This window comes from Saccharopolyspora sp. NPDC002376 (assembly GCF_053593195.1).
This window is the reverse complement of sequence record NZ_JBSFBZ010000031.1, coordinates 19,764-37,973: the sequence shown is the minus strand read 5'-3', so window position 1 is coordinate 37,973 and position 18,210 is coordinate 19,764. Positions and strand designations below refer to the sequence as shown.

The following is an 18,210-nucleotide window of genomic DNA, read 5'->3' as shown; positions in this document are numbered from 1 at the left end:
GTGTAGATCACGGCTACTGCGCGGCGCCGCTGGCGGCGAACCTTGTAGCCGTGACGAAGACATTGAATCCTCCGCGAGCAGGTCTGGCGGCGTTGTGGCCGGGACTAGTCGTGACGGCCGTGGCGATCGTGGTGTCGATGGCGATCACGGGCTTGATCCCGGCGGTCAGTGCGCTGACGGTGGCGGTGGTGCTGGGCATCGTGGCGGGCAACGTGCCGTGGTTCCCAGCGTCGGCGCGGGCCGGAGTCGCCTGGTCGACGAAGAAGCTGCTGCGCAGCGGCGTGGTGCTGCTGGGGCTGCAGCTGTCGGTGACGGAGGTGCTGGGGCTGGGTGCGGGCACCGTGGTGGCGGTGCTGCTGATCGTGTCGTTGACCTTCGTGGGCACGTTGTTACTCGGTCGGCTGCTGGGGATCTCGCGGGGCCTGTCCATGCTGGTGGCGACCGGGTTCTCGATCTGCGGGGCGTCGGCGGTGGCGGCGATGGAAAGCGTGGTCGAGCGCGACGACGAGGACGTGGCCACCAGCGTGGCGATGGTGACGGTGTTCGGGACGATCTCGATGCTCGCGCTGCCGGCGCTGTTCGCGGGCATGGGGCTCTCGGCCGAGCAGGCCGGGCGGATCGCCGGGGGCACCGTGCACGAGGTGGCGCAGGTGGTCGCAGCGGCCTCGCCGGCGGGTGCAGCGGCGGTGGCGATCGCGGTGGTGGTCAAGCTCAGCCGGGTGGTGCTGCTGGCGCCGATGGTGGCGCTGGTCAGCCTGCTCGAACGGCGACGCCACACCGGTGACGGCAAACGCCCGCCGATTATGCCGCTGTTCGTGCTCGGCTTCCTGGTCGCGGTGGCGGTGCGGAGCACCGGCGTGCTGCCGGAGGCGGTGCTCGACGGAGCCAAGCAGCTGACGACGGTGCTGCTGACCGGCGCGCTGTTCGCCCTCGGGTTCGGCGTCCGAATCAAGGCGCTGCTGCGCAACGGCCCCAAGGCCTTCGTCCTCGGTGCCTGCTCGACGCTGCTGGTGACGGCTCTCGGCGTCGTCACCACGCTGACCCTGACATGAACGAAAGGCGCCTTCGCGATCGAAGGCGCCTTTCAGCTTGCTCGACAACATTGCCTCACGGGGGAGTGGGGCGCTGCCAGGGGCGGGCCTGCTCGAACGCGCGGGCTGCGCGCAGGATGGTCGCGTCGGCGTGGCGCGGACCGACGATCTGCAGCCCGATCGGCAGCCCGTCACCGGTCTGTCCACAAGGGATGCTGACGGCGGGCTGCTGGGTCATGTTGAACGGATAGGTGAACGGCGTCCAGCTCGTCCAACGAGATTCGGTGGAACCCGGCGGCACCTCGCAGCCCGCTTCGAACGGCGGGATCGGCACGGTCGGCGTCAGCAGCAGGTCGTAGGTCTGGTGGAACGCACCCATGCGTTGCCCGAGCAGCATGCGCGTGTTGGTGGCCTCCAGGTAGTCCTGAGCCGAGTAGGTCAGCCCCTGCTGGCAGATCTCGTGCAGACCCGGGTCGAGCAGTTCGCGCTGCCCGGCGGTGAGGTGCTCGATCGACTTGGCCGCCCCGGCGAACCACAGGACGTGGAAGTCCGCCACGGGATCGATGATCCCCGGATCGACTTGTTCCACCACGGCACCGAGTTCTTCGAAAACCCGCGCGGCATCGGTGACGGCCCGGGCGATCTCCGGGTGCACTTCGGTGTCGAAACCCAGGTCGAGGCTCACCGCGATGCGCATCCCGCGCACACCGGATTCCAGACCGTCCACGAAGGACGCGGCGGGCGGTTCCAGCGCGGACCAGTCGCGGACGTCGGGTTCGGAGAGCACGTCGAGCATCAGCGCGGTCTCGGTGACGGTGGTGGTCATCGGCCCGGCGTGCGCGAGTGTTCCGTAGGGGCTGGCGGGGTAGTGGGGGATGCGGCCGTAGGTGGCCTTGAGCGCGACGATTCCGCAGAACGAAGCGGGGATGCGCACGGATCCGCCGCCGTCGGTGCCGATGGCCAGCGGCGCCATGCCCAGCGCAACGGCCGCGGCAGCACCGCCGCTGGACCCACCGGCGGTGAGCGCGGGGTTCCACGGGTTGCGGGTGATGCCGGCCAGCGGGCTGTCGGTGACGCCCTTCCACGCCAGCTCCGGGGTAGTGGTCTTGCCGACGAACACGGCGTTGTGCTCGCGCAGCCGGGCCACGGTCGGTGCGTCGACGTTCCACTGCTGGTCGGGGTTGACCGTGCGGGAACCGCGCAGCGTCGGCCAGCCCTCGGTGAGGAAGATGTCCTTGATCGAGGTCGGCACCCCGTCCAGCCGCCCCGCGGGTTCACCGCGCTGCCAGCGCTGTTCGGAGGCGCGGGCCTGCTGCACCGCCCGATCGCGATCGACCAGGCAGTAGGCGTTGACAGCCGGATCGGCCTCGGTGATGCGCTGCAGGACGGCCTCGGTGGCTTCCACCGGGGACAGCTGGCCGCTGGCGTAGGCGGCGAGCAGTTCGGGAGCCGTGAGGTCGGCGGGCTGGGTGTCGGCCAATTCAGTTCTCCGTTCCGCTGATGTATCCCCGCTGCTTGTCCACGACGTTGCTCAGCTGCGCACCCTCGGCGTAGGCGCGCAGGTTGGTGATGAACAGGTCGACGAGCTCGTCGACCCAGCCGACGGTGTCGCCGGACATGTGCGGGGAGATGAGCACGTTGGGCATCTCCCACAGCGGCGAACTCTCCGACAGTGGCTCGGCTTCGAAGACGTCGAGCGCGGCGCCGGCGAGTTGGCCGGACTGCAGCGCGGCGACGAGGTCGCTCTCCACGACCAGCTCACCGCGGCCGACATTGATCAGCCGCGCGCTGGGGCGGCAGTGGGCGAGGGTTTCGGCGTCCACCAGCCCCTTGGTCTGCTCGGTCAGCGGCGCGGCCAGCACGACGTAGTCGAAAGCGCCGATGACGTGCGGCAAGTCGCTGGAGGCGTGCACGTCGCCGAAGTCCGAGTCTTCGGAGCGGCCGGTCCGCCCGGCTCCGGAGACGCGCATGCCCGCTGCGGTGAGCTGACGGGCGATGGCCCGCCCGATCGGCCCGGTACCCACCACCAGCGCGCTCTTGCCCGCGATGCGTTCGGTGACGCGGTGCTGCCACTGCTTGCGGTCCTGCAGTCGCAGCGTGGTGTGCATGTCCTTGGCGAAGGTGAGCACGGTGCCCAGGACGTACTCGGCCATGGGGCGGTCGAAGACGCCGCGGGAGTTGGTCAGCACGACCTCGGAGTTGCGCAGCTCGGGGAACAGCAGGCGGTCCACCCCGGCACTGGAGGCGTGGATCCAGCGCAGCGCATTGGCGTGCGGCCAGGCTTCGGGGATCGCCCCAGAGCGGAAGTCCCAGACGAACAGCACGTCCGCGCCGGCCACCGCGGTGGGCAGCTCCTCGGCTTCGGCGTAGCGGAGTTCGGCGCAAGTGCTGATGCGCTCGAGCTCTGCGGGCGGAGTGCCGCCGTGCAGGGCCACGACGGTGGTAGTGCGGTTGATCATGTGCCGACCTTATGGCTTGTCGGAACCGGTCGCCGGTTGCGACGCGGTGCGGGGTGGCGCGTCAACGCTGAATTTCCCGCCCCAGCCTGGGAAAACACACACGGCCGGAGGCATTGACACGCTAGGAAGCTCTCGTAGGATTGTCAACAATCCACGGGTATCCTCGGCCGACGAGGTGATTCCACCCGACCCGGTCACCGGGCGCGGTGGGGCCGGAGGAGATGAGTCAACAGGTCCCCACTCCTTGCGAACGGAAGATCGCTATGCCCAGGTACCTGTCCATCACGCTGGAAAAGCGCGGCGTGTCCTGCGTGGCCGAACTGCTGGACAAGGACGCGCCCCGGACCTGCGAGGCGGTGTGGCAAGCGCTCCCGCAGGTCGGGCCGGTGCACCACGCCAAGTACGCGCGCAACGAGATCTACACGATGGTGCCGCGGTTCGCCGCTGACGAGCCCGGCCAGGAGAACCCCACGGTTACCCCGATTCCCGGCGATCTCGTCTACTTCTCCTTCCCCGGCGGCATGCTCGACCGCGCGTTCAAGGAGGAGAAGAACATCCACGAGCTGCCGGGCGTGATCGACCTGGCGATCTTCTACGGACGAAACAACCTGCTGCTCAACGGAGACGTCGGCTGGGTGCCGGGCAACGTCTACGCCACCATCGTCGAGGGCCTGGACCGGATGGCCGAGGCGTGCAACGACGTCTGGCGCTCGGGCAGCATCGGCGAAACCTTGCGCTACGACCGCTACGAGAGTTGACGGGAGCGCCGACATGCCGCCTGACTTCCTCGGTGCGGTGCCTGGCCCGCAGCCGCAGCGCGGCGTGGGCGTGATCGCTCCGTTCGACCTGGCGCTGGACCGCGAGTTGTGGCGGTGGACCCCAGCGGAGGTGTCGCTGTACCTGACGCGCACCGCGTTCGTGCCGGTGCCGGTGACCGTCGAGCAGGCCAACCTCGTCTCCGACGAGGCGGCGGTGCACGGTGCGACCCGCGACCTGCTGACCCCGGAGCCGGAGGTGGTGGCCTACGCCTGCACCTCCGGCAGCTTCGTCAACGGCGCCACCGGCGAGCGCACGCTCATCGAGGTGATGCGGCAGGCTGGCGCCCCAGCCGCGGTGACCGCCTCAGGTGCGCTGGTGCAAGCCCTGCAGCTGCTGGGCATCGGTCGGATCGCGGTGGCCACGCCCTACGTGGCTACCGTGACCGACCGGCTGCACGACTTCCTCTACGAGTACGGCATCGAGGTGGTGGCCAGCATGGGGTTGGGGCTGCTCGGCCAGATCTGGAAGGTCGACTACCGGCAGGTGGTGGAGATCGTGCGCTCGGCCGATCGGCCCCAAGCCGAGGCGATGTTCATCAGCTGCACCAACCTGCCCACCTACGACATCATCGGCCCGCTCGAGCAGGAGCTGGGCAAGCCGGTGCTGACCGCGAACCAGGTCACCATCTGGGCCGCGCTCCGCGCGATGGGGCTGCACGCGGTAGCGCCCGAGCAGCGATTGATGCAGGCAGTGGACGTGCCTGCCGCGTAAAGATCGAATCACGGCCACATGTCCGCGGCGAACCGTGCGGTAACATTGTCAACAATCGACCGGTCGCCTGAAGGTTCGCGGCGGTGGCAATCCGACGTCGACGAAGGATGGAGCACCCGGTGCCGCACACCGCAGGAATTCTCTACCCCGGCTACAGCGCCGAAGACGACTACCCCACCCTCGAACGCCTGCTCGGCGATGACGTCCGCCTGCCGCTGGTGCACACCCTCATGCGCGAGGACGCCCACCGGGTGGACGCGCTGCTGGACATCGGCTCGGAAGAGGTGCTGGCCGAAGGTGCCCGCGAGCTGCTGGGCCACGGCGTGCAGTCGGTGATCTGGGCGTGCACCTCGGGCAGCTTCGTCTTCGGCCGGCAGGGCGCGCGGGATCAGGTGGAGAAGCTGCAGGCCGTCACCGGCCTGCCCACCTCCAGCACCTCCTTCGCGTTCGTGCACGCCGCGGCGCGGCTGGGGCTGCGGCGGGTCGCGGTGGCCGCGACCTACCCGGCTGATGTGGCCGCGAAGTTCGTGGAGTTCCTGCAGGCCGCTGAGCTGGAGGTGGTGCGGCTGTCCAGCCGGGGCATCATCACCGCCGCCGAGGTGGGCACGCTCGGGCGCGATGAGGTGCTGGCCTTCGCCGCGGCCAACGACGACGACCGGGCCGATGCGCTGCTGATGCCCGACACCGCGCTGCACACCGCGGCGTGGCTGGACGAGCTGGAGGAGGAGCTGGGTAAGCCAGTGCTCACCGCCAACCAGGTCAGCGCCTGGGAGGCGCTGCGGCTGGCAGGGGCTCAGCAGGCGCACGACGGATTGGGAGAGCTGTTCCGCAGGGAGCAGCCGGGGAGCGCAGTGACTCCCCGGATTGAGGAGATGGTGTCAGGTGCTCGGGACCGACGAGCGGAACCAGCAGCCGGGTGAGTTAGAGCCGGTGCAGCGCAAGTCGACAGCGGCGATCGTGGCCGATCAGCTGCGCGCGGCGATCATGTACGGATCGCTGCCACCTGGCGGCCAGTTGGGCGAAGCCGAGCTGGCCGCCAGGCTGGGCGTCAGCCGGGGACCGCTGCGGGAGGCGATGCAGCGGCTGGTCGCCGAAGGACTGCTGCGCAGCGAGCCGCACCGCGGGTTGTTCGTGATGGACCTCGACGCCGAGGACGTCCAGGACATCTACCTGGCGCGGCTGGCGGTGGAGCGGGCGGCGTGCGAGCAGATCGTGCGCCACCACCGGGTGGAGGCGGTGGCGGAGCTGACCGCCGCGCAGAGCCGGATGGTCGCGGCTGCGGGCAAAGGCGACCCGATAGAGCTGGCCGACGCTGACCAGGAGTTTCACGAGACGCTGGTGCGCGTCTCGGGCAGCGCGCGACTGCAGCGCATGGCGCAGACCCTGCTGGTGGAGAAGCGGATTTGCCTGACCGCGCTGCAGGACAAGTACCACGCGGACGTCCAGGCGCTGGTCGACGAGCACAAGGGCCTGGTGGACGCCATCGAGGACGGCGACGAGAAGCTCCTCCTCGAGCGCCTCGAAGCCCACATGACCGATGCCCTGGACCGCCTCAACGGCTCCATGGCGAGCTGACCGGACGCTGAACGAATTCGGCGGAGCCCTCAAACGCTGAGGGCCCCGCCGAACTTCTTGGGATCACAGACCGCCCATGGCGATGTACTTGGTCTCCAGGAACTCGTCGATGCCGACCTTGCCGCCTTCACGGCCCAGGCCGGAGTGCTTGACCCCGCCGAAGGGGGCCGCTGGGTTGGACACGATGCCCTGGTTGAGGCCGACCATGCCGCTCTCCAGCGCCTCCGACACCCGCAGCGCGCGCTGCACGTCCCGCGTGTAGAGGTAGCTGACCAGGCCGTACTCGGTGTCGTTGGCCCGTGCGATGACGTCTTGCTCGTCGGTGAAGGTGGTGATCGGCGCGACCGGCCCGAAGATCTCCTCCCGGCTCATCCGCGCCTCCAGCGGCACGTTGGCCAGCACGGTGGGCTGGTAGAAGTAGCCGTCGCCGTCCGCGGCCGAACCACCGGTGACGACCTCGGCGCCGCGCTGCACGGCGTCGCCGACCAGATCGGCGACCTTGCCCAGCTGGGTGCCGTCGATCAGCGGCCCCACCTGCACGTCCTCGGCGACGCCGCGACCCACCTGCATCGCTGCCATCCGCTCGGCGAGCCGCCGGGAGAACTCCCCGGCGACGTCGGCGTGCACGTAGAACCGGTTAGCCGCCGTGCACGCCTCGCCGCCGTTGCGCATCTTGGCCAGGATCGCTCCGTCGACCGCGGCGTCGAGGTCGGCGTCGGCGAAGACCAGGAACGGCGCGTTGCCGCCCAGCTCCATCGACACCCGCAGCACCTGGTCAGCGGACTGCTCGATGAGCTTGCGGCCCACCGCGGTCGAGCCGGTGAACGACAGCTTGCGGGCCCGGCCGTCGCGGATCATCGGCTCCATCAGCTGGCCGGCGTTGCGCGAAGTGACCACGTTGACCACGCCGTCGGGCAGCCCGGCCTCCTGCAGGATCTCGGCGAGCGCCAGCATCGACAGCGGGGTCTGGTGGGCGGGCTTGATCACCGAGGTGCAGCCCGCGGCGATGGCCGGACCGATCTTGCGGGTGCCCATCGCCATCGGGAAGTTCCACGGGGTGATCAGCAGCGCCGGACCGACCGGCTGGCGCATCACCAGGAACCGGCCGGCCCCGTTGGGGGCCACCGCGTAGTCGCCGCCGATGCGCACCGCTTCCTCGGCGAACCAGCGGAAGAACTCCGCGGCGTAAGTGATCTCGGCGCGCGACTCGGTCAGCGGCTTGCCCATCTCGAGGGTCATCAGCAGCGCCAGGTCCTCGTGCCGGGACATGATCAGCTCGTAGGCCCGGCGCAGGATCTCCCCGCGTTCGCGCGGCGGGTGCTTGGCCCAGCTCGGCTGCGCCTCGCTCGCGGCGGTGAGCGCTGCCAGGCCGTCCTCGGGGGAGGCGTCGGCCACCGAGCACAGCACCCGGCCGGTCGAGGGGTCCTCCACTTCGTAGCTGCGGCCGGCGTCGGCCGGGCGCCACTTGCCGCCGATGAGCAGCTGCTTGGGAGCGGCGTCGACGACGGTGGCCTCTCGGGGGTGCTGTTGGACGGAAATGGTCATGGCACGCCTTCCGGCTCGAAAGTGGACAGCGACGCTCGGTAATGGTTGCATAACACGCGAGATTGTCGACAATCCTACATTTTCACAACGCTTGGAGTCGATCATGGCTGAGCTCTCGCCAGCGCTCAAGCAGGCCACGCCGGTCCTGGCCGCCCGCGGCGAAGGGATTTACCTCTACGACGAGCAGGACCGGCGGTACCTGGACTTCACCGCCGGCATCGGGGTCACCAGCACCGGGCACTGCCACCCGCGCGTGGTCGAGGCGGCCCAGCGCCAGGTGGGCACCCTGATCCACGGCCAGTACACGACAGTCATGCACCGCCCGCTGCTCGAACTCACCGAACGGCTCGGTGAAGTCCTGCCAACGGGTCTGGACCGGCTGTTCTACGTCAACTCCGGCAGCGAGGCCGTCGAGGCCGCGGTGCGGCTGGCGCGGCAGGCCACCGGACGGCAGAACATCGTGGCCTTCCAGGGCGGCTTCCACGGCCGCACGATGGGCGCCGGGGCGCTGACCAGCTCCGGCACGAAGGTGCGCGCCGGGATCGGCCCGATGATGCCCGGCGTGGCGTTCACCCCGTTCCCCGAGCCCTACCGGCACCGCTGCAGCGAGGCCGATGCCGTGCGCTACGCGCTAGCGGAGTTCGACCAGCTCTTGGTCACCGTCAGCTCCCCGCGCGACACCGCGGCGATCATCATCGAACCGGTCCTGGGCGAGGGCGGCTACCTGCCCGCACCACCGGAGTTCCTCACCGGCCTGCGCGAACGCGCCGACCGCCACGGGATCCTGCTCATCGTCGACGAGGTGCAGACCGGCGTTGGGCGCACCGGCCGGTTCTGGGGCCACGACCACGCCGGGATCCGCCCCGACATCCTGATCACCGCCAAGGGCCTGGCCAGCGGATTCCCGCTGTCGGCCATCGCGGCACCGGACGAGCTGATGAGCCGGGCGTGGCCGGGCTCGCAGGGCGGCACCTACGGCGGCAACGCGGTGGCCGCCGCCGCGGCGATCGCCACCCTGGACGTGGTGCGCGAGGAGAAGCTCGTGGAGAACGCCGCCGAACAGGGCCAGCGGCTGCGCGACGGGCTGCGCGGCGTTGCCTCGAACCACCCGGTGATCGGCGAGGTGCGCGGCCTCGGCCTGATGGTGGCCAACGAGTTCACCAGCGGCGACGGCACGCCAGACCCCGCCACGGCGGCTCGGGCGCACGCGGCCGCCGCCGAACGTGGACTGCTGCTGCTGACCTGCGGTCCGCACGGCAACGTGGTGCGGATGATCCCGCCGCTGATCGTCACCGCCGACCAGGTCGACGAAGCCGTCGGGCTCTGGGGCGAGGCGGTCGCTGCGGCCGTCGCCGGCTGACCAGCGGCGTCGGTGATGGGTGTGAGCTGCGACTCGCGCCCACCACCAGCCGAAACACCGGCGCTCTGGTCACCGTTCGATAGCGGGGGCTGCCCCGCGGCCGGTCGTCTGGAATGCTGCACGCCAACGATCGAGTGCGCGGGACGCCCGCATTGAACCGACGCAGGTGTGAGCATGAGCGACTGGTCGGCTGGGCAACAGCCGAGAGGCCGGAGGCCGCAGGGCGGCGGCAGGTACGACTACTACGGCGGGAGCAGTAGACCGGACGGACCGCCGCCAGGCCGACGTCCTCCGCCTCCTCCGCCACCGCGGCGGAACCCCCGGCCGCCGATGGACGAACCACCACGTCGCCGCCCACCGCGGAAGGAGAAGCGGTGGGGACGGCGCATCGGCATCACGCTGGTCGTGCTGTTGCTGCTGCTGGGCGGCCTGGTGATCTACTTCGACAGCACGCTGCAGCGCACCGCAGCCCTGGACTTCGAGGGCCAGGCGCCTGACTCCGCGGGCACCAACTGGCTGCTGGTGGGCTCCGACAGCCGCGAAGGCCTCGACGACGCGCAGCGCGAGCAGCTCTCCGCCGGTGACGCCGGTGGGCGCCGCACCGACACCATGATGCTGGTGCACATTCCCAGCGGTGGCGGCCAGCCGGCGATGATCAGCCTGCCCCGCGACTCGTACGTGCCCATTCCCGGTCACGGCAAGACCAAGCTCAACGCTGCCTTCTCCTTCGGCGGCCCGCAGCTGCTGTCGCAGACCGTGGAGCAGGCCACCGGGGTGCACATCGACCACTACGCCGAGATCGGCTTCGGAGGGTTCGCCGACCTGGTCGACGCCGTCGGTGGCGTGGACATGTGTCTGGACCAGCCGATGAACGACGACATGGCCAACGTCCACCTGCAGGCCGGCTGCCAGACGCTGGACGGCCCGAACGCGCTGGGCTTCGTCCGGGCTCGTTACTCGCTCCAGGGCGGTGACCTCGAGCGGGCGGAGAACCAGCGCAAGCTGCTGGGCGCACTGGTCAAGCAGGCCACCAGCCCGGCCACACTGCTCAACCCGTTCCGGCTGTTCCCGCTGGCCTCGGGTGCGAGCAAGACGTTCCTGGTCAACGACAGCGACCACCTGTGGCACCTGGCCTCGCTGGCGATGGCGCTCGGCGACATCAGCGGCGGCGAGGGCGTGACCACCAGCGTGCCGTTCGGTCGTTTCGGACGGGACTCCAACGGAGGCTCGGTCATCGTCTGGGACTCTGACGGTGCCTCGCGGATGTTCGACGCGATCGCCAAGGATCAGCCGATCCCGCCGGACCTGCTCGAGAAGTAGTGACCGGACACGATGTGGCCCGCCCCCGGAACTTCGGGAGCGGGCCACATCGCCGTTGGGAGGGACGATCAGGAGGCGAAACGCTGCAACTGCTTGGTGTTTCCGTTGAAGCTGTCCTGCCCACCAGGCAGCTGACCTCGGTCGCTGTACTGCCAGATGCTCTGGAAGTCCCACCCGGCGGGCAGATCACCGATCTGCGGGCCGTAGCGGGCGATCCACAGCGGATTGTTCTCGGCGAAGTCGGGGTTGGCTCCGGTGCAGCCGTTCCACCATCGGGTGGTGGTGTAGATGACCGGGAAGCGCCCGGTGCGATGGTGGTAGGTGTTGGAGAAGTCGGCGATCCAGACCGACATCGCATGCGGATCGAGCCCGTAGCAGGGATCGCCGTACGGGTTGGTCTCGATGTCCAGGGCACCCGGCAAGGTCCGACCACCGTCGTTCCAACCGCCGCCGTTGTCCACGAAGAAGTTGGCCTGCTGGGCGCCGTTGGAGCGATCGGGCAGTCCGAAGTGGTAGGCGCCGCGGACCATGCCGACCGCGTGCGAACCGTCGTACTGCTGGTTGAAGCTGCCGCTGCGGAACCCGGTACCTTCGGTGGCCTTGACGTAGGCGAACCGGGCGCCGCCGGCCCACGCGGCCGGCCAGTCCACATCGCCCTGGTGACCGCTGACGTCCATTCCGGACAGCGCGCCTGCGGGCAGTTGTGGAGGTGCACCACTGCGGGAGCCGGGGAGGCTGTAACCCGCCCAGGCACCGTTGGGATCATGCGGATCGAGCATCGGGGCACTTCTGGTGTTCTCCGGTGCGGCGTGGGCGACACCGGTGGACAAGGTGGCCGCGGTGACCAACGCGGCCAGTAGGGCAGGTGTCCTACGTGGACGGCTGGGGAACCGGAAACGCCGGGGGCTCTTACCGAACGAACATCGCACTGAACTCGCCTCCTCACCGACACGGAACTCGTCGTCGAGCGGAGCCGGGCCGTTGGACCGGCGGGGACATGCGGATCTTCTGGCGATCGAGAGAATAGCGCGGGGTGGTGGGCACCGCTGGGCACCGACTCGCCGATTGTTCTGGTTTGCCCTGTTCCGGTGTCCACTGTGGTGTTCGGGTGACGGATATCTCCCGATTGGAGAATCCCGGTGTGGTCGGGTACGCCATGGGCATGGCACAACGAGCGGGTGGCCCTCGATCGGGTCGGCACGGGTACCGGCGGCGGCCGGACGATCGCGAATTCGCCGGTGGTGATCGCGGGGACGAGCAGGCGCTTCGGCAGGAACTGCGGGCGATGCACGGCGCCAGCTACGGCCGCTACAAGTCGCTGCGCGGCCGCTGGTCCTTCGGCGGGTTCACCCTGGAGGTCCAGCGGGTGCAGCCCGATCCCTTCGCGCCTGCCAGCCGCTGCGAAGTCCGGGTCGCCGAACCGGTGGCCGGATTCCCCGCGGAGTTGTGGCGCGAGCCGGTGCGCGCCCGGGCCTTGGCCGGATACCTGGTGCGGGCCGCGGACCGGCGGCTGCGCGACAGCAGACTGCGGGTCGATGCCGGGCGTCAGCAGGTGCTGGACCGCTCCGCCTGCCAGGTCGTCGATGGGGAAGTTCTGCTGCGGTTGGGCATCGACCTGCCGGGGCGGGGCCGGACCATCGACGGCCGACAGGCTGAGCGCGCATTGTGCGATGAGCTGCCGGACGTCGTCGAGGCGGCGCTGCGGTGGGCCACGGCCGACCAGGCGCGGGTGCGGGAGTTCGTCGAGTCGGTGGAGGACACCGACGCGTTGCGGCGGCAGCTGCCGGAACTGGGGCTGATCGCTTTCGTGGCCGACGGCGCGATGCTGCCCCGGCGCAGCGGAGTCGACGATCGCCCGTTGACCGACGGAGTGCCCTTCGACTCGCCGGAGTCCATGCGGGTGTCGGTGGAGCTGCCCAACCGGGGGACGGTGACCGGGATGGGTGTGCCCGAGGGGATCACGCTGATCGTCGGTGGCGGCTTCCACGGCAAGTCGACGCTGCTGCGGGCGCTGGAGTTCGGCGTCTACGACCACGTTCCCGGGGACGGCCGGGAACTGGTGGCGTGCCGGGAGGACACGGTGAAGGTGCGCGCCGAGGACGGGCGGCGGGTGCACCGGGTGGACGTCAGCCCGTTCGTCAGCCACCTGCCCACCGGCTCGGACACCGCCGACTTCTCCACCGACAACGCCTCGGGCTCGACCTCGCAGGCCGCCGCGATCGTGGAGGCGGTGGAGTCCGGTGCCAAGGTCTTGCTGGTGGACGAGGACACCGCAGCCACCAACCTGATGATCCGCGATGCCCGCATGCAGGCGCTAGTGGCCAAGTCCGCCGAGCCGCTGACACCGTTCGTGGACCTGATCCGGCCGCTGCACGCCGCCCACGGGGTGTCCACCGTGCTGGTGATGGGCGGGTCGGGGGACTACATGGACGTCGCCGACCAGGTGCTGATGCTGGACTCCTACCACGCGCGCGACGTCACCGACCGCGCCAAGCAGCTGGCCGCCCAGCCCACCGGCCGCCGTTCCGAGGCCGAGTCCTTCCCGCCGGTGCGCCATCGCGTGGTGGATCCGCGCTCGATCCCGACCGACCGGCCCAAGGTCCGTGCTCGCGGCGTGGACGCTCTGACGCTGGGGGAGTCCACTGTGGAGCTGCGCGGAGTTGAGCAGGTGGTCGACCCCGCGCAGGTGACCGGAATCGGCTTGGCGCTGGTCAGCTGCGCGCGGCGCGGAGTCCTGGACGGTAGGCGGACGGTGGCCGAGGTGCTGGAGGCCTTCGCTGCCGACGTCACCGAGCGCGGAGTGGCCGCGGTCGACGAGCGCTATGTCGGGGACTTCGCGGTGCCACGGCCCTTCGAACTGGCAGCAGCGCTGAACCGGCTGCGGGTCCTGAAGATCTCCAGCTTCCGCACCTGATCCCGCTCAAGCCTTCACACCGCTCTGCGCTGTGCCGTCTCCGCTCGTGCGCTGGTGCTACGGCGTGCTCCAACCTGCTGCGCGGGCTTTGCCTGGGGGCGTTGGGCGGGCATCATCGAGATGAGGGGTTTGCCGGATTGCTGCTGCGTGCAGGAGCGCGGCGGACGGGAGGCGAGCGATGCCTCGCATGGGATTCCCGGAACGAACCACCACCGGCTACACCGACCGGCGGCACGCCGGAAGAGTGCTGGCCCAGCGGATGAGCGGCCTGGAACTGGTCGATCCCGTCGTGCTCGGGCTGGCCCGCGGCGGAGTTCCGGTCGCCGCGGAGGTCGCGCGGGCGCTCGACGCGCCGCTGCGGGTGTGCGTGGCGCGCAAGATCGGCGCACCGAGCCAGCCGGAGCTGGCCGTGGGGGCGGTGACTGCCCACGGTCCGGTCAGCTACGACCCGCACCTGGTGCGCTCGTTCCACTTGGACGAGCAGACGCTGCAGGCGGCCTGCGAGCGCGAACGCGCGGAGGCCCGCCGGCGGGAGGGGCTGTTTCAACGTGGTGAGGCGTTGTCGCTGACCGGCAGGGACGTGGTGCTGGTCGACGACGGTCTGGCCACCGGCGCGACGGCCAGGGCAGCGGTGCGGATGCTGCGCGAATCCGAGCCTCGCAACATCGTGCTCGCGGTTCCGGTGGGCTCGCCTGACGCGGTGGCAGTGCTGCGCAAGGAAGCGGACGTGGTGATCTGCGTGCTCCAGCCGGTGGGCTTCGCCGCGGTGGGGCAGTGGTACCGCGACTTCAGGGCGACCACGGACGAGGAGATCCACGACATCCTCACCGAGTTCGACTGAGTCCCTGCTGGTCAGGGGCGGTGTTGATCCAGGCCTGCAGTAGTTGATTCCATCTATGGATTCAGTGCCAAATGAAATAAACTACTCTGCAGGCCCGAAGCCATCCAAGTGCACTATCAAGAACGTTTTGATCAAGGCAGGGGAGGGCGGTCGACAGCAGCCGTGGTCGTGCCGTCGTCTGCGACGGCCTTGCTGGTGCGAGGAAGCGGCGGAGCCTCTGGGGGAAGGTCGGAGTAGGGGAGCCGGCGGATCGAGCCGCTCGTCCTTTGGCTTCAGGGGAGGGGCGCCGGCGAGCGCCGCACAGTGGCTCAGCCGAGGAGGGGGCGATCCCCGGAGGACCTTGTTCCGGCTGCTCCGGGGCTGTGCGGCCAGTGGACGAAACAGGATGTTCGGCCAGCAAGTTCAATAGTCTCATTGGTTTCAGTGTTGATCAAAATTAATCCTGCGGATCACTCGTCACCAAGATCCGCCCAGACGCGATAACCTCGGCTGCACCTGCTCCTGCGTTGCGGAGGTCTGGGGATCGGGTGGTTCGCCGCCACCGGTTGGGGGGCTTCGGGCGCGTCGGGGTGGAGTTGGGAATTGGTTTCGGGTTGATTGGGTCGCTATGACTTCCGCTGGACATTCCGAGAGCACGCCGTCGCAGGCGGGCAAGCACACGCCACCGCGGCGGTCTGGGACGAGACGGGGCGAGGAATCCGGCGAGCAGGGGTACTCCGCGGAGGTCGCCTGGCAGGTGGGCGAGGCGACCGTGGCGCTGGGCGAGCGGTTGCGGGATCCGTCGGTGCCGCACAACGTGCCGGAGATCGAGAAGGTCATGCGTGGGTTCTCGTTGACGGTGGAGGGCATGTCGGCCGGGGTCGGTGGGGTCACCGAGTGGTTGCGGGCGGCGGGGCACGTCGGCCCGCTGTCGGGGCACGCGAGCGTGATGGCGGAGCGGTTGTCGCACATCGGCAAGGAGCTGACCCGGTTGGCCGAAGCGATCGAGCAGGCGCAGCAGCAGGCGAGCTGAATCGGGGCGGTCCGGCGCAGCGGGGTGGGCGTGCTCGGCGGTGCCGGGCTGCTCAGTATGTTGGTGCTTGCATCGCGGCTGCGGTGATCGAGTTGTGCTGGTGCGCCGCTCTCCGGTGTTGGGGGTGCGCGGGCGGGGCCGGTGCGTGTGGGTGTGGAGGTGGCCCCTGTGGTTCGCGGCAGTGCTGAAGATTCCTCTGCCGCCTTCGATTCGCTGTTCAGCGAGGTGTTCTCGGGGTCGGACGGGGCGACCGCCGCGGAACGTTCGCTGACTTTGGGCTCGTTGCTGGACGATCAGGCGCACGAGGTGGTGTCGAAGGCTGTTCGGGCCACTGTGGACTGGGGCAGTCGGGAGTTGGACAGCACGCACTTGTTGTGGGCGGTGACGCAGGTTCCGGCAACTGCTGAGCTGTTGGTGTCCTCCGGGGTTCGGGTGGAGGAGCTGGCCGCTGCGGTGCGTTCGGCGGTGGTCGGTCAGGAGGTCTCGGGTGCGGGGCGCCCGGTGTTGTCGTCGGCGGCGCGGCGGGCGTTGTTGGGCGCGTACCAGCAGGCGCTGGGCGAGGGTGCTGATGTGGTCGGGGCGCGGCACGTGGTGCTGGGGCTGGCGGCGGATGCGGATTCGGTGGCGGGTCGGGCGTTGGCGCGTGCGATCGAGTTGGGTGATCGGGGCGGGGCTGGGTCGGTGTTGAGCGTGACGCCGCGGTTGGACGAGTTCGGGTTGGACCTGACCGAGTTGGCGCGTGCTGGCCGGTTGGATCCGGTGGTGGGCCGGGATGCAGAGATCGAGCAGGCGATCGAGGTTTTGGGGCGTCGGTCGAAGAACAATCCGGTGTTCGTGGGTGATCCGGGTGTGGGCAAGACGGCGATCGTGGAGGGGTTGGCCCGTCGGATCGTCGAGGGTGCGGTGCCGTGGTCGTTGGCCGATGTTCGGGTGGTGTCGCTGGATCTGGCTGGGATGGTGGCCGGGGCGAAGTACCGAGGTGAGTTCGAGCAGCGGTTCCGGGACGTGATGGCGGAGATCCGCGCGAATCGGGACAGCGTGCTGGTGTTCATCGACGAGGTGCACAGCATCGTGGGTGCTGGTGCCGGTGAGGGGTCGATGGATGCGGGCACGATGCTCAAGCCGGCGTTGGCGCGCGGTGAGGTGCGGTTGATCGGCGCGACGACGGTGGAGGAGTACCGGCGGCACGTGGAGAAGGATCCGGCGTTGGAGCGCCGGTTCGCGCCGATCACGGTGGGGGAGCCGTCGGTGGCCGAGACCATCGTGGTGTTGGAGGGGTTGCGGGAGCGGTATCAGCGGCATCACCGGGTGCGGATCGATGATTCGGCGTTGTCGGCGGCGGCGGAGTTGTCGCAGCGCTACATCGCGGATCGGTTCTTGCCGGACAAGGCGGTGGATCTGCTGGATCAGGCGTGTTCGCGAGTGCGGTTGCGGCGTGGTGGTGAGGTGCGGGAGTCGGCGGTGTTCGAGCCGACGGTGGTGGTTGATGACGTGGCTGATGTGGTGGCGTCGCGGACCGGGATTCCGGTGGCGGATGTCAGTGCTGAGGATGTGGAGCGGTTGTTGGGGTTGGAGGAGCAGCTGCGGTCGCGGGTGGTGGGTCAGGACGCGGCGGTGGCGTCGGTTGCTGAGGCGGTGCGTCGGGCGCGGGCGGGGTTGGCGGATCCGGATCGGCCGATCGGGAGTTTTTTGTTCTTGGGGCCCACGGGTGTGGGCAAGACGGAGTTGGCGCGGGCGTTGGCGCATGCGTTGTTCGGTGATGTGCAGCGGTTGTTGCGGTTGGACATGGGCGAGTTCCAGGAGAAGCACACGGTGTCGCGGTTGGTGGGGGCGCCGCCGGGTTATGTGGGTTATGGGGAGGCTGGTCAGTTGACCGATCGGGTGCGGCGGCAGCCGTATTCGGTGGTGTTGTTGGACGAGGTGGAGAAGGCGCATCCGGATGTGTTCAACACGTTGTTGCAGGTGTTGGATGCGGGGCGGTTGACGGATTCGCAGGGTCGGTTGGTGGATTTCCGCAACGTGGTGGTGATCATGACCTCGAACATCGGGGCGGATCGGATCGTGGATGCGGGGGCTGATGCGGGTGAGACCGCGTTGGTCGTGTTGGAGGAGTTGCGGTCGTTCTTCCGGCCGGAGTTCATCAATCGGATTGATGACGTGGTGGTGTTCCGGCCGTTGCCGGGTGCGCAGTTGCGGCGGATCGCGTCGTTGTTGTTGGAGCGCACTGCGGGGCAGTTGTCGGTGAAGGGTGTCCGGTTGGTGGTGTCGGATGAGGCGTTGGATTGGTTGGTGGAGCTGGGGTATCAGCCGGAGTTCGGTGCGCGTCCGTTGCGTCGGGTGATTGCGCGGGAGTTGGACAACCGGTTGGCGTCGATGGTGTTGGGTGGTTCGGTGTCGGCGGGGGATCAGGTGTCGGTGGATGTGGTGGACGGGGATTTGTCGTTGGTGGTGTCGACGGTGTGGGAGCCGGTGTCGGGTGGTCGGCATGCGGCTCCGAGTGAGTCGGTGGAGGTTGTGCGGCAGCCGGTTGAGCGGCACAGCGCGTTGGAGTGAGCGAAGGCCCGCCGTCACGGTGTGTGTTCGGCGGGCCTGACGCTTTTGGGGTGTGAGTGTCCTCGGGTGG

15 protein-coding genes are annotated in these 18,210 nt (G+C 69.3%); 11 read left to right on the top strand and 4 right to left on the bottom strand.

What is annotated here, in order from left to right; translation table 11 throughout:
• The first annotated feature begins 137 nt into the window (after positions 1 to 137).
• Complete coding sequence (locus tag ACWCO2_RS21095) at positions 138 to 1,052, top strand: YeiH family protein (protein WP_450129500.1); 915 nt, start codon at positions 138 to 140, stop codon at positions 1,050 to 1,052.
• A 55-nt stretch (positions 1,053 to 1,107) separates the two neighbouring features.
• Here ACWCO2_RS21095 and ACWCO2_RS21090 read toward each other — a convergent pair whose 3' ends face one another.
• A complete protein-coding gene (locus tag ACWCO2_RS21090) occupies positions 1,108 to 2,511 on the bottom strand; it encodes an amidase (protein ID WP_450129453.1) in 1,404 nt (467 codons plus the stop codon).
• A 1-nt stretch (position 2,512) separates the two neighbouring features.
• Positions 2,513 to 3,490, bottom strand: a complete 978-nt coding sequence (locus ACWCO2_RS21085) for a D-2-hydroxyacid dehydrogenase (RefSeq protein WP_450129452.1) — start codon at positions 3,488 to 3,490, stop codon at positions 2,513 to 2,515.
• Between the two features lie 263 nt (positions 3,491 to 3,753).
• Between ACWCO2_RS21085 and ACWCO2_RS21080 the strand changes: the two genes are divergently transcribed.
• From ACWCO2_RS21080 to ACWCO2_RS21065, 4 genes are all read left to right on the top strand, one after another.
• Positions 3,754 to 4,248: a DUF3830 family protein gene (locus ACWCO2_RS21080; RefSeq protein ID WP_450129451.1), complete on the top strand. Its 495-nt coding sequence runs from the start codon at positions 3,754 to 3,756 to the stop codon at positions 4,246 to 4,248.
• 13 nt (positions 4,249 to 4,261) lie between these two features.
• Positions 4,262 to 5,020: a maleate cis-trans isomerase family protein gene (locus ACWCO2_RS21075; RefSeq protein ID WP_450129450.1), complete on the top strand. Its 759-nt coding sequence runs from the start codon at positions 4,262 to 4,264 to the stop codon at positions 5,018 to 5,020.
• A gap of 119 nt (positions 5,021 to 5,139) precedes the next feature.
• Positions 5,140 to 5,940: a maleate cis-trans isomerase family protein gene (locus tag ACWCO2_RS21070; protein ID WP_450129449.1), complete on the top strand. Its 801-nt coding sequence runs from the start codon at positions 5,140 to 5,142 to the stop codon at positions 5,938 to 5,940.
• Positions 5,903 to 6,595, top strand: coding sequence for a GntR family transcriptional regulator (locus ACWCO2_RS21065; protein WP_450129448.1), 693 nt, complete (start codon positions 5,903 to 5,905; stop codon positions 6,593 to 6,595). Before ACWCO2_RS21070 ends, ACWCO2_RS21065 begins: the two co-directional genes overlap by 38 nt.
• Before the next feature lie 63 nt (positions 6,596 to 6,658).
• Here ACWCO2_RS21065 and ACWCO2_RS21060 read toward each other — a convergent pair whose 3' ends face one another.
• The gene (locus ACWCO2_RS21060) at positions 6,659 to 8,140 is read right to left on the bottom strand and encodes an NAD-dependent succinate-semialdehyde dehydrogenase (protein WP_450129447.1); all 1,482 of its coding nucleotides are present in this window, start codon (positions 8,138 to 8,140) and stop codon (positions 6,659 to 6,661) included.
• 103 nt (positions 8,141 to 8,243) lie between these two features.
• Between ACWCO2_RS21060 and ACWCO2_RS21055 the strand changes: the two genes are divergently transcribed.
• Together ACWCO2_RS21055 and ACWCO2_RS21050 are read left to right on the top strand one after the other, a co-directional pair.
• A complete protein-coding gene (locus ACWCO2_RS21055) occupies positions 8,244 to 9,500 on the top strand; it encodes an aspartate aminotransferase family protein (protein WP_450129446.1) in 1,257 nt (418 codons plus the stop codon).
• A 174-nt stretch (positions 9,501 to 9,674) separates the two neighbouring features.
• Entirely contained in the window at positions 9,675 to 10,820 is a 1,146-nt protein-coding gene (locus ACWCO2_RS21050; RefSeq protein WP_450129445.1) for an LCP family protein, read from the top strand.
• Between the two features lie 68 nt (positions 10,821 to 10,888).
• Here the strand turns inward: ACWCO2_RS21050 and ACWCO2_RS21045 are convergent, their stop codons facing one another.
• On the bottom strand, positions 10,889 to 11,599 hold the full coding sequence (locus ACWCO2_RS21045) for a GH25 family lysozyme (protein ID WP_450129444.1): 711 nt from the start codon (positions 11,597 to 11,599) through the stop codon (positions 10,889 to 10,891).
• A gap of 329 nt (positions 11,600 to 11,928) precedes the next feature.
• On the opposite strand from ACWCO2_RS21045, the gene ACWCO2_RS21040 reads away from it, so the two are divergent.
• From ACWCO2_RS21040 to ACWCO2_RS21025, 4 genes are all read left to right on the top strand, one after another.
• Positions 11,929 to 13,734 (top strand): ABC-ATPase domain-containing protein, encoded by a 1,806-nt coding sequence (locus ACWCO2_RS21040; RefSeq protein ID WP_450129443.1) that lies wholly within the window; start codon positions 11,929 to 11,931, stop codon positions 13,732 to 13,734.
• Positions 13,735 to 13,912: 178 nt separating this feature from the next.
• Positions 13,913 to 14,575: a phosphoribosyltransferase gene (locus ACWCO2_RS21035; protein WP_450129442.1), complete on the top strand. Its 663-nt coding sequence runs from the start codon at positions 13,913 to 13,915 to the stop codon at positions 14,573 to 14,575.
• Positions 14,576 to 15,182: 607 nt separating this feature from the next.
• Complete coding sequence (locus ACWCO2_RS21030; protein ID WP_270954283.1) at positions 15,183 to 15,587, top strand: hypothetical protein; 405 nt, start codon at positions 15,183 to 15,185, stop codon at positions 15,585 to 15,587.
• A 168-nt stretch (positions 15,588 to 15,755) separates the two neighbouring features.
• Entirely contained in the window at positions 15,756 to 18,140 is a 2,385-nt protein-coding gene (locus ACWCO2_RS21025) for an ATP-dependent Clp protease ATP-binding subunit (RefSeq protein ID WP_450129499.1), read from the top strand.
• Positions 18,141 to 18,210: the final 70 nt, after the last annotated feature.

Bases quoted from the DNA above. Each gene is read 5' to 3' on its own strand.
- ACWCO2_RS21095 (WP_450129500.1), top strand. From the start codon at position 138: ATGGCGATCACGGGCTTGATCCCGGCGGTCAGTGCGCTGACGGTGGCG.
- ACWCO2_RS21085 (WP_450129452.1), bottom strand. From the start codon at position 3,490: ATGATCAACCGCACTACCACCGTCGTGGCCCTGCACGGCGGCACTCCG.
- ACWCO2_RS21080 (WP_450129451.1), top strand. From the start codon at position 3,754: ATGCCCAGGTACCTGTCCATCACGCTGGAAAAGCGCGGCGTGTCCTGC.
- ACWCO2_RS21075 (WP_450129450.1), top strand. From the start codon at position 4,262: ATGCCGCCTGACTTCCTCGGTGCGGTGCCTGGCCCGCAGCCGCAGCGC.
- ACWCO2_RS21060 (WP_450129447.1), bottom strand. From the start codon at position 8,140: ATGACCATTTCCGTCCAACAGCACCCCCGAGAGGCCACCGTCGTCGAC.
- ACWCO2_RS21055 (WP_450129446.1), top strand. From the start codon at position 8,244: ATGGCTGAGCTCTCGCCAGCGCTCAAGCAGGCCACGCCGGTCCTGGCC.
- ACWCO2_RS21050 (WP_450129445.1), top strand. From the start codon at position 9,675: ATGAGCGACTGGTCGGCTGGGCAACAGCCGAGAGGCCGGAGGCCGCAG.
- ACWCO2_RS21045 (WP_450129444.1), bottom strand. From the start codon at position 11,599: ATGCTCGATCCGCATGATCCCAACGGTGCCTGGGCGGGTTACAGCCTC.
- ACWCO2_RS21035 (WP_450129442.1), top strand. From the start codon at position 13,913: ATGCCTCGCATGGGATTCCCGGAACGAACCACCACCGGCTACACCGAC.
- ACWCO2_RS21030 (WP_270954283.1), top strand. From the start codon at position 15,183: ATGACTTCCGCTGGACATTCCGAGAGCACGCCGTCGCAGGCGGGCAAG.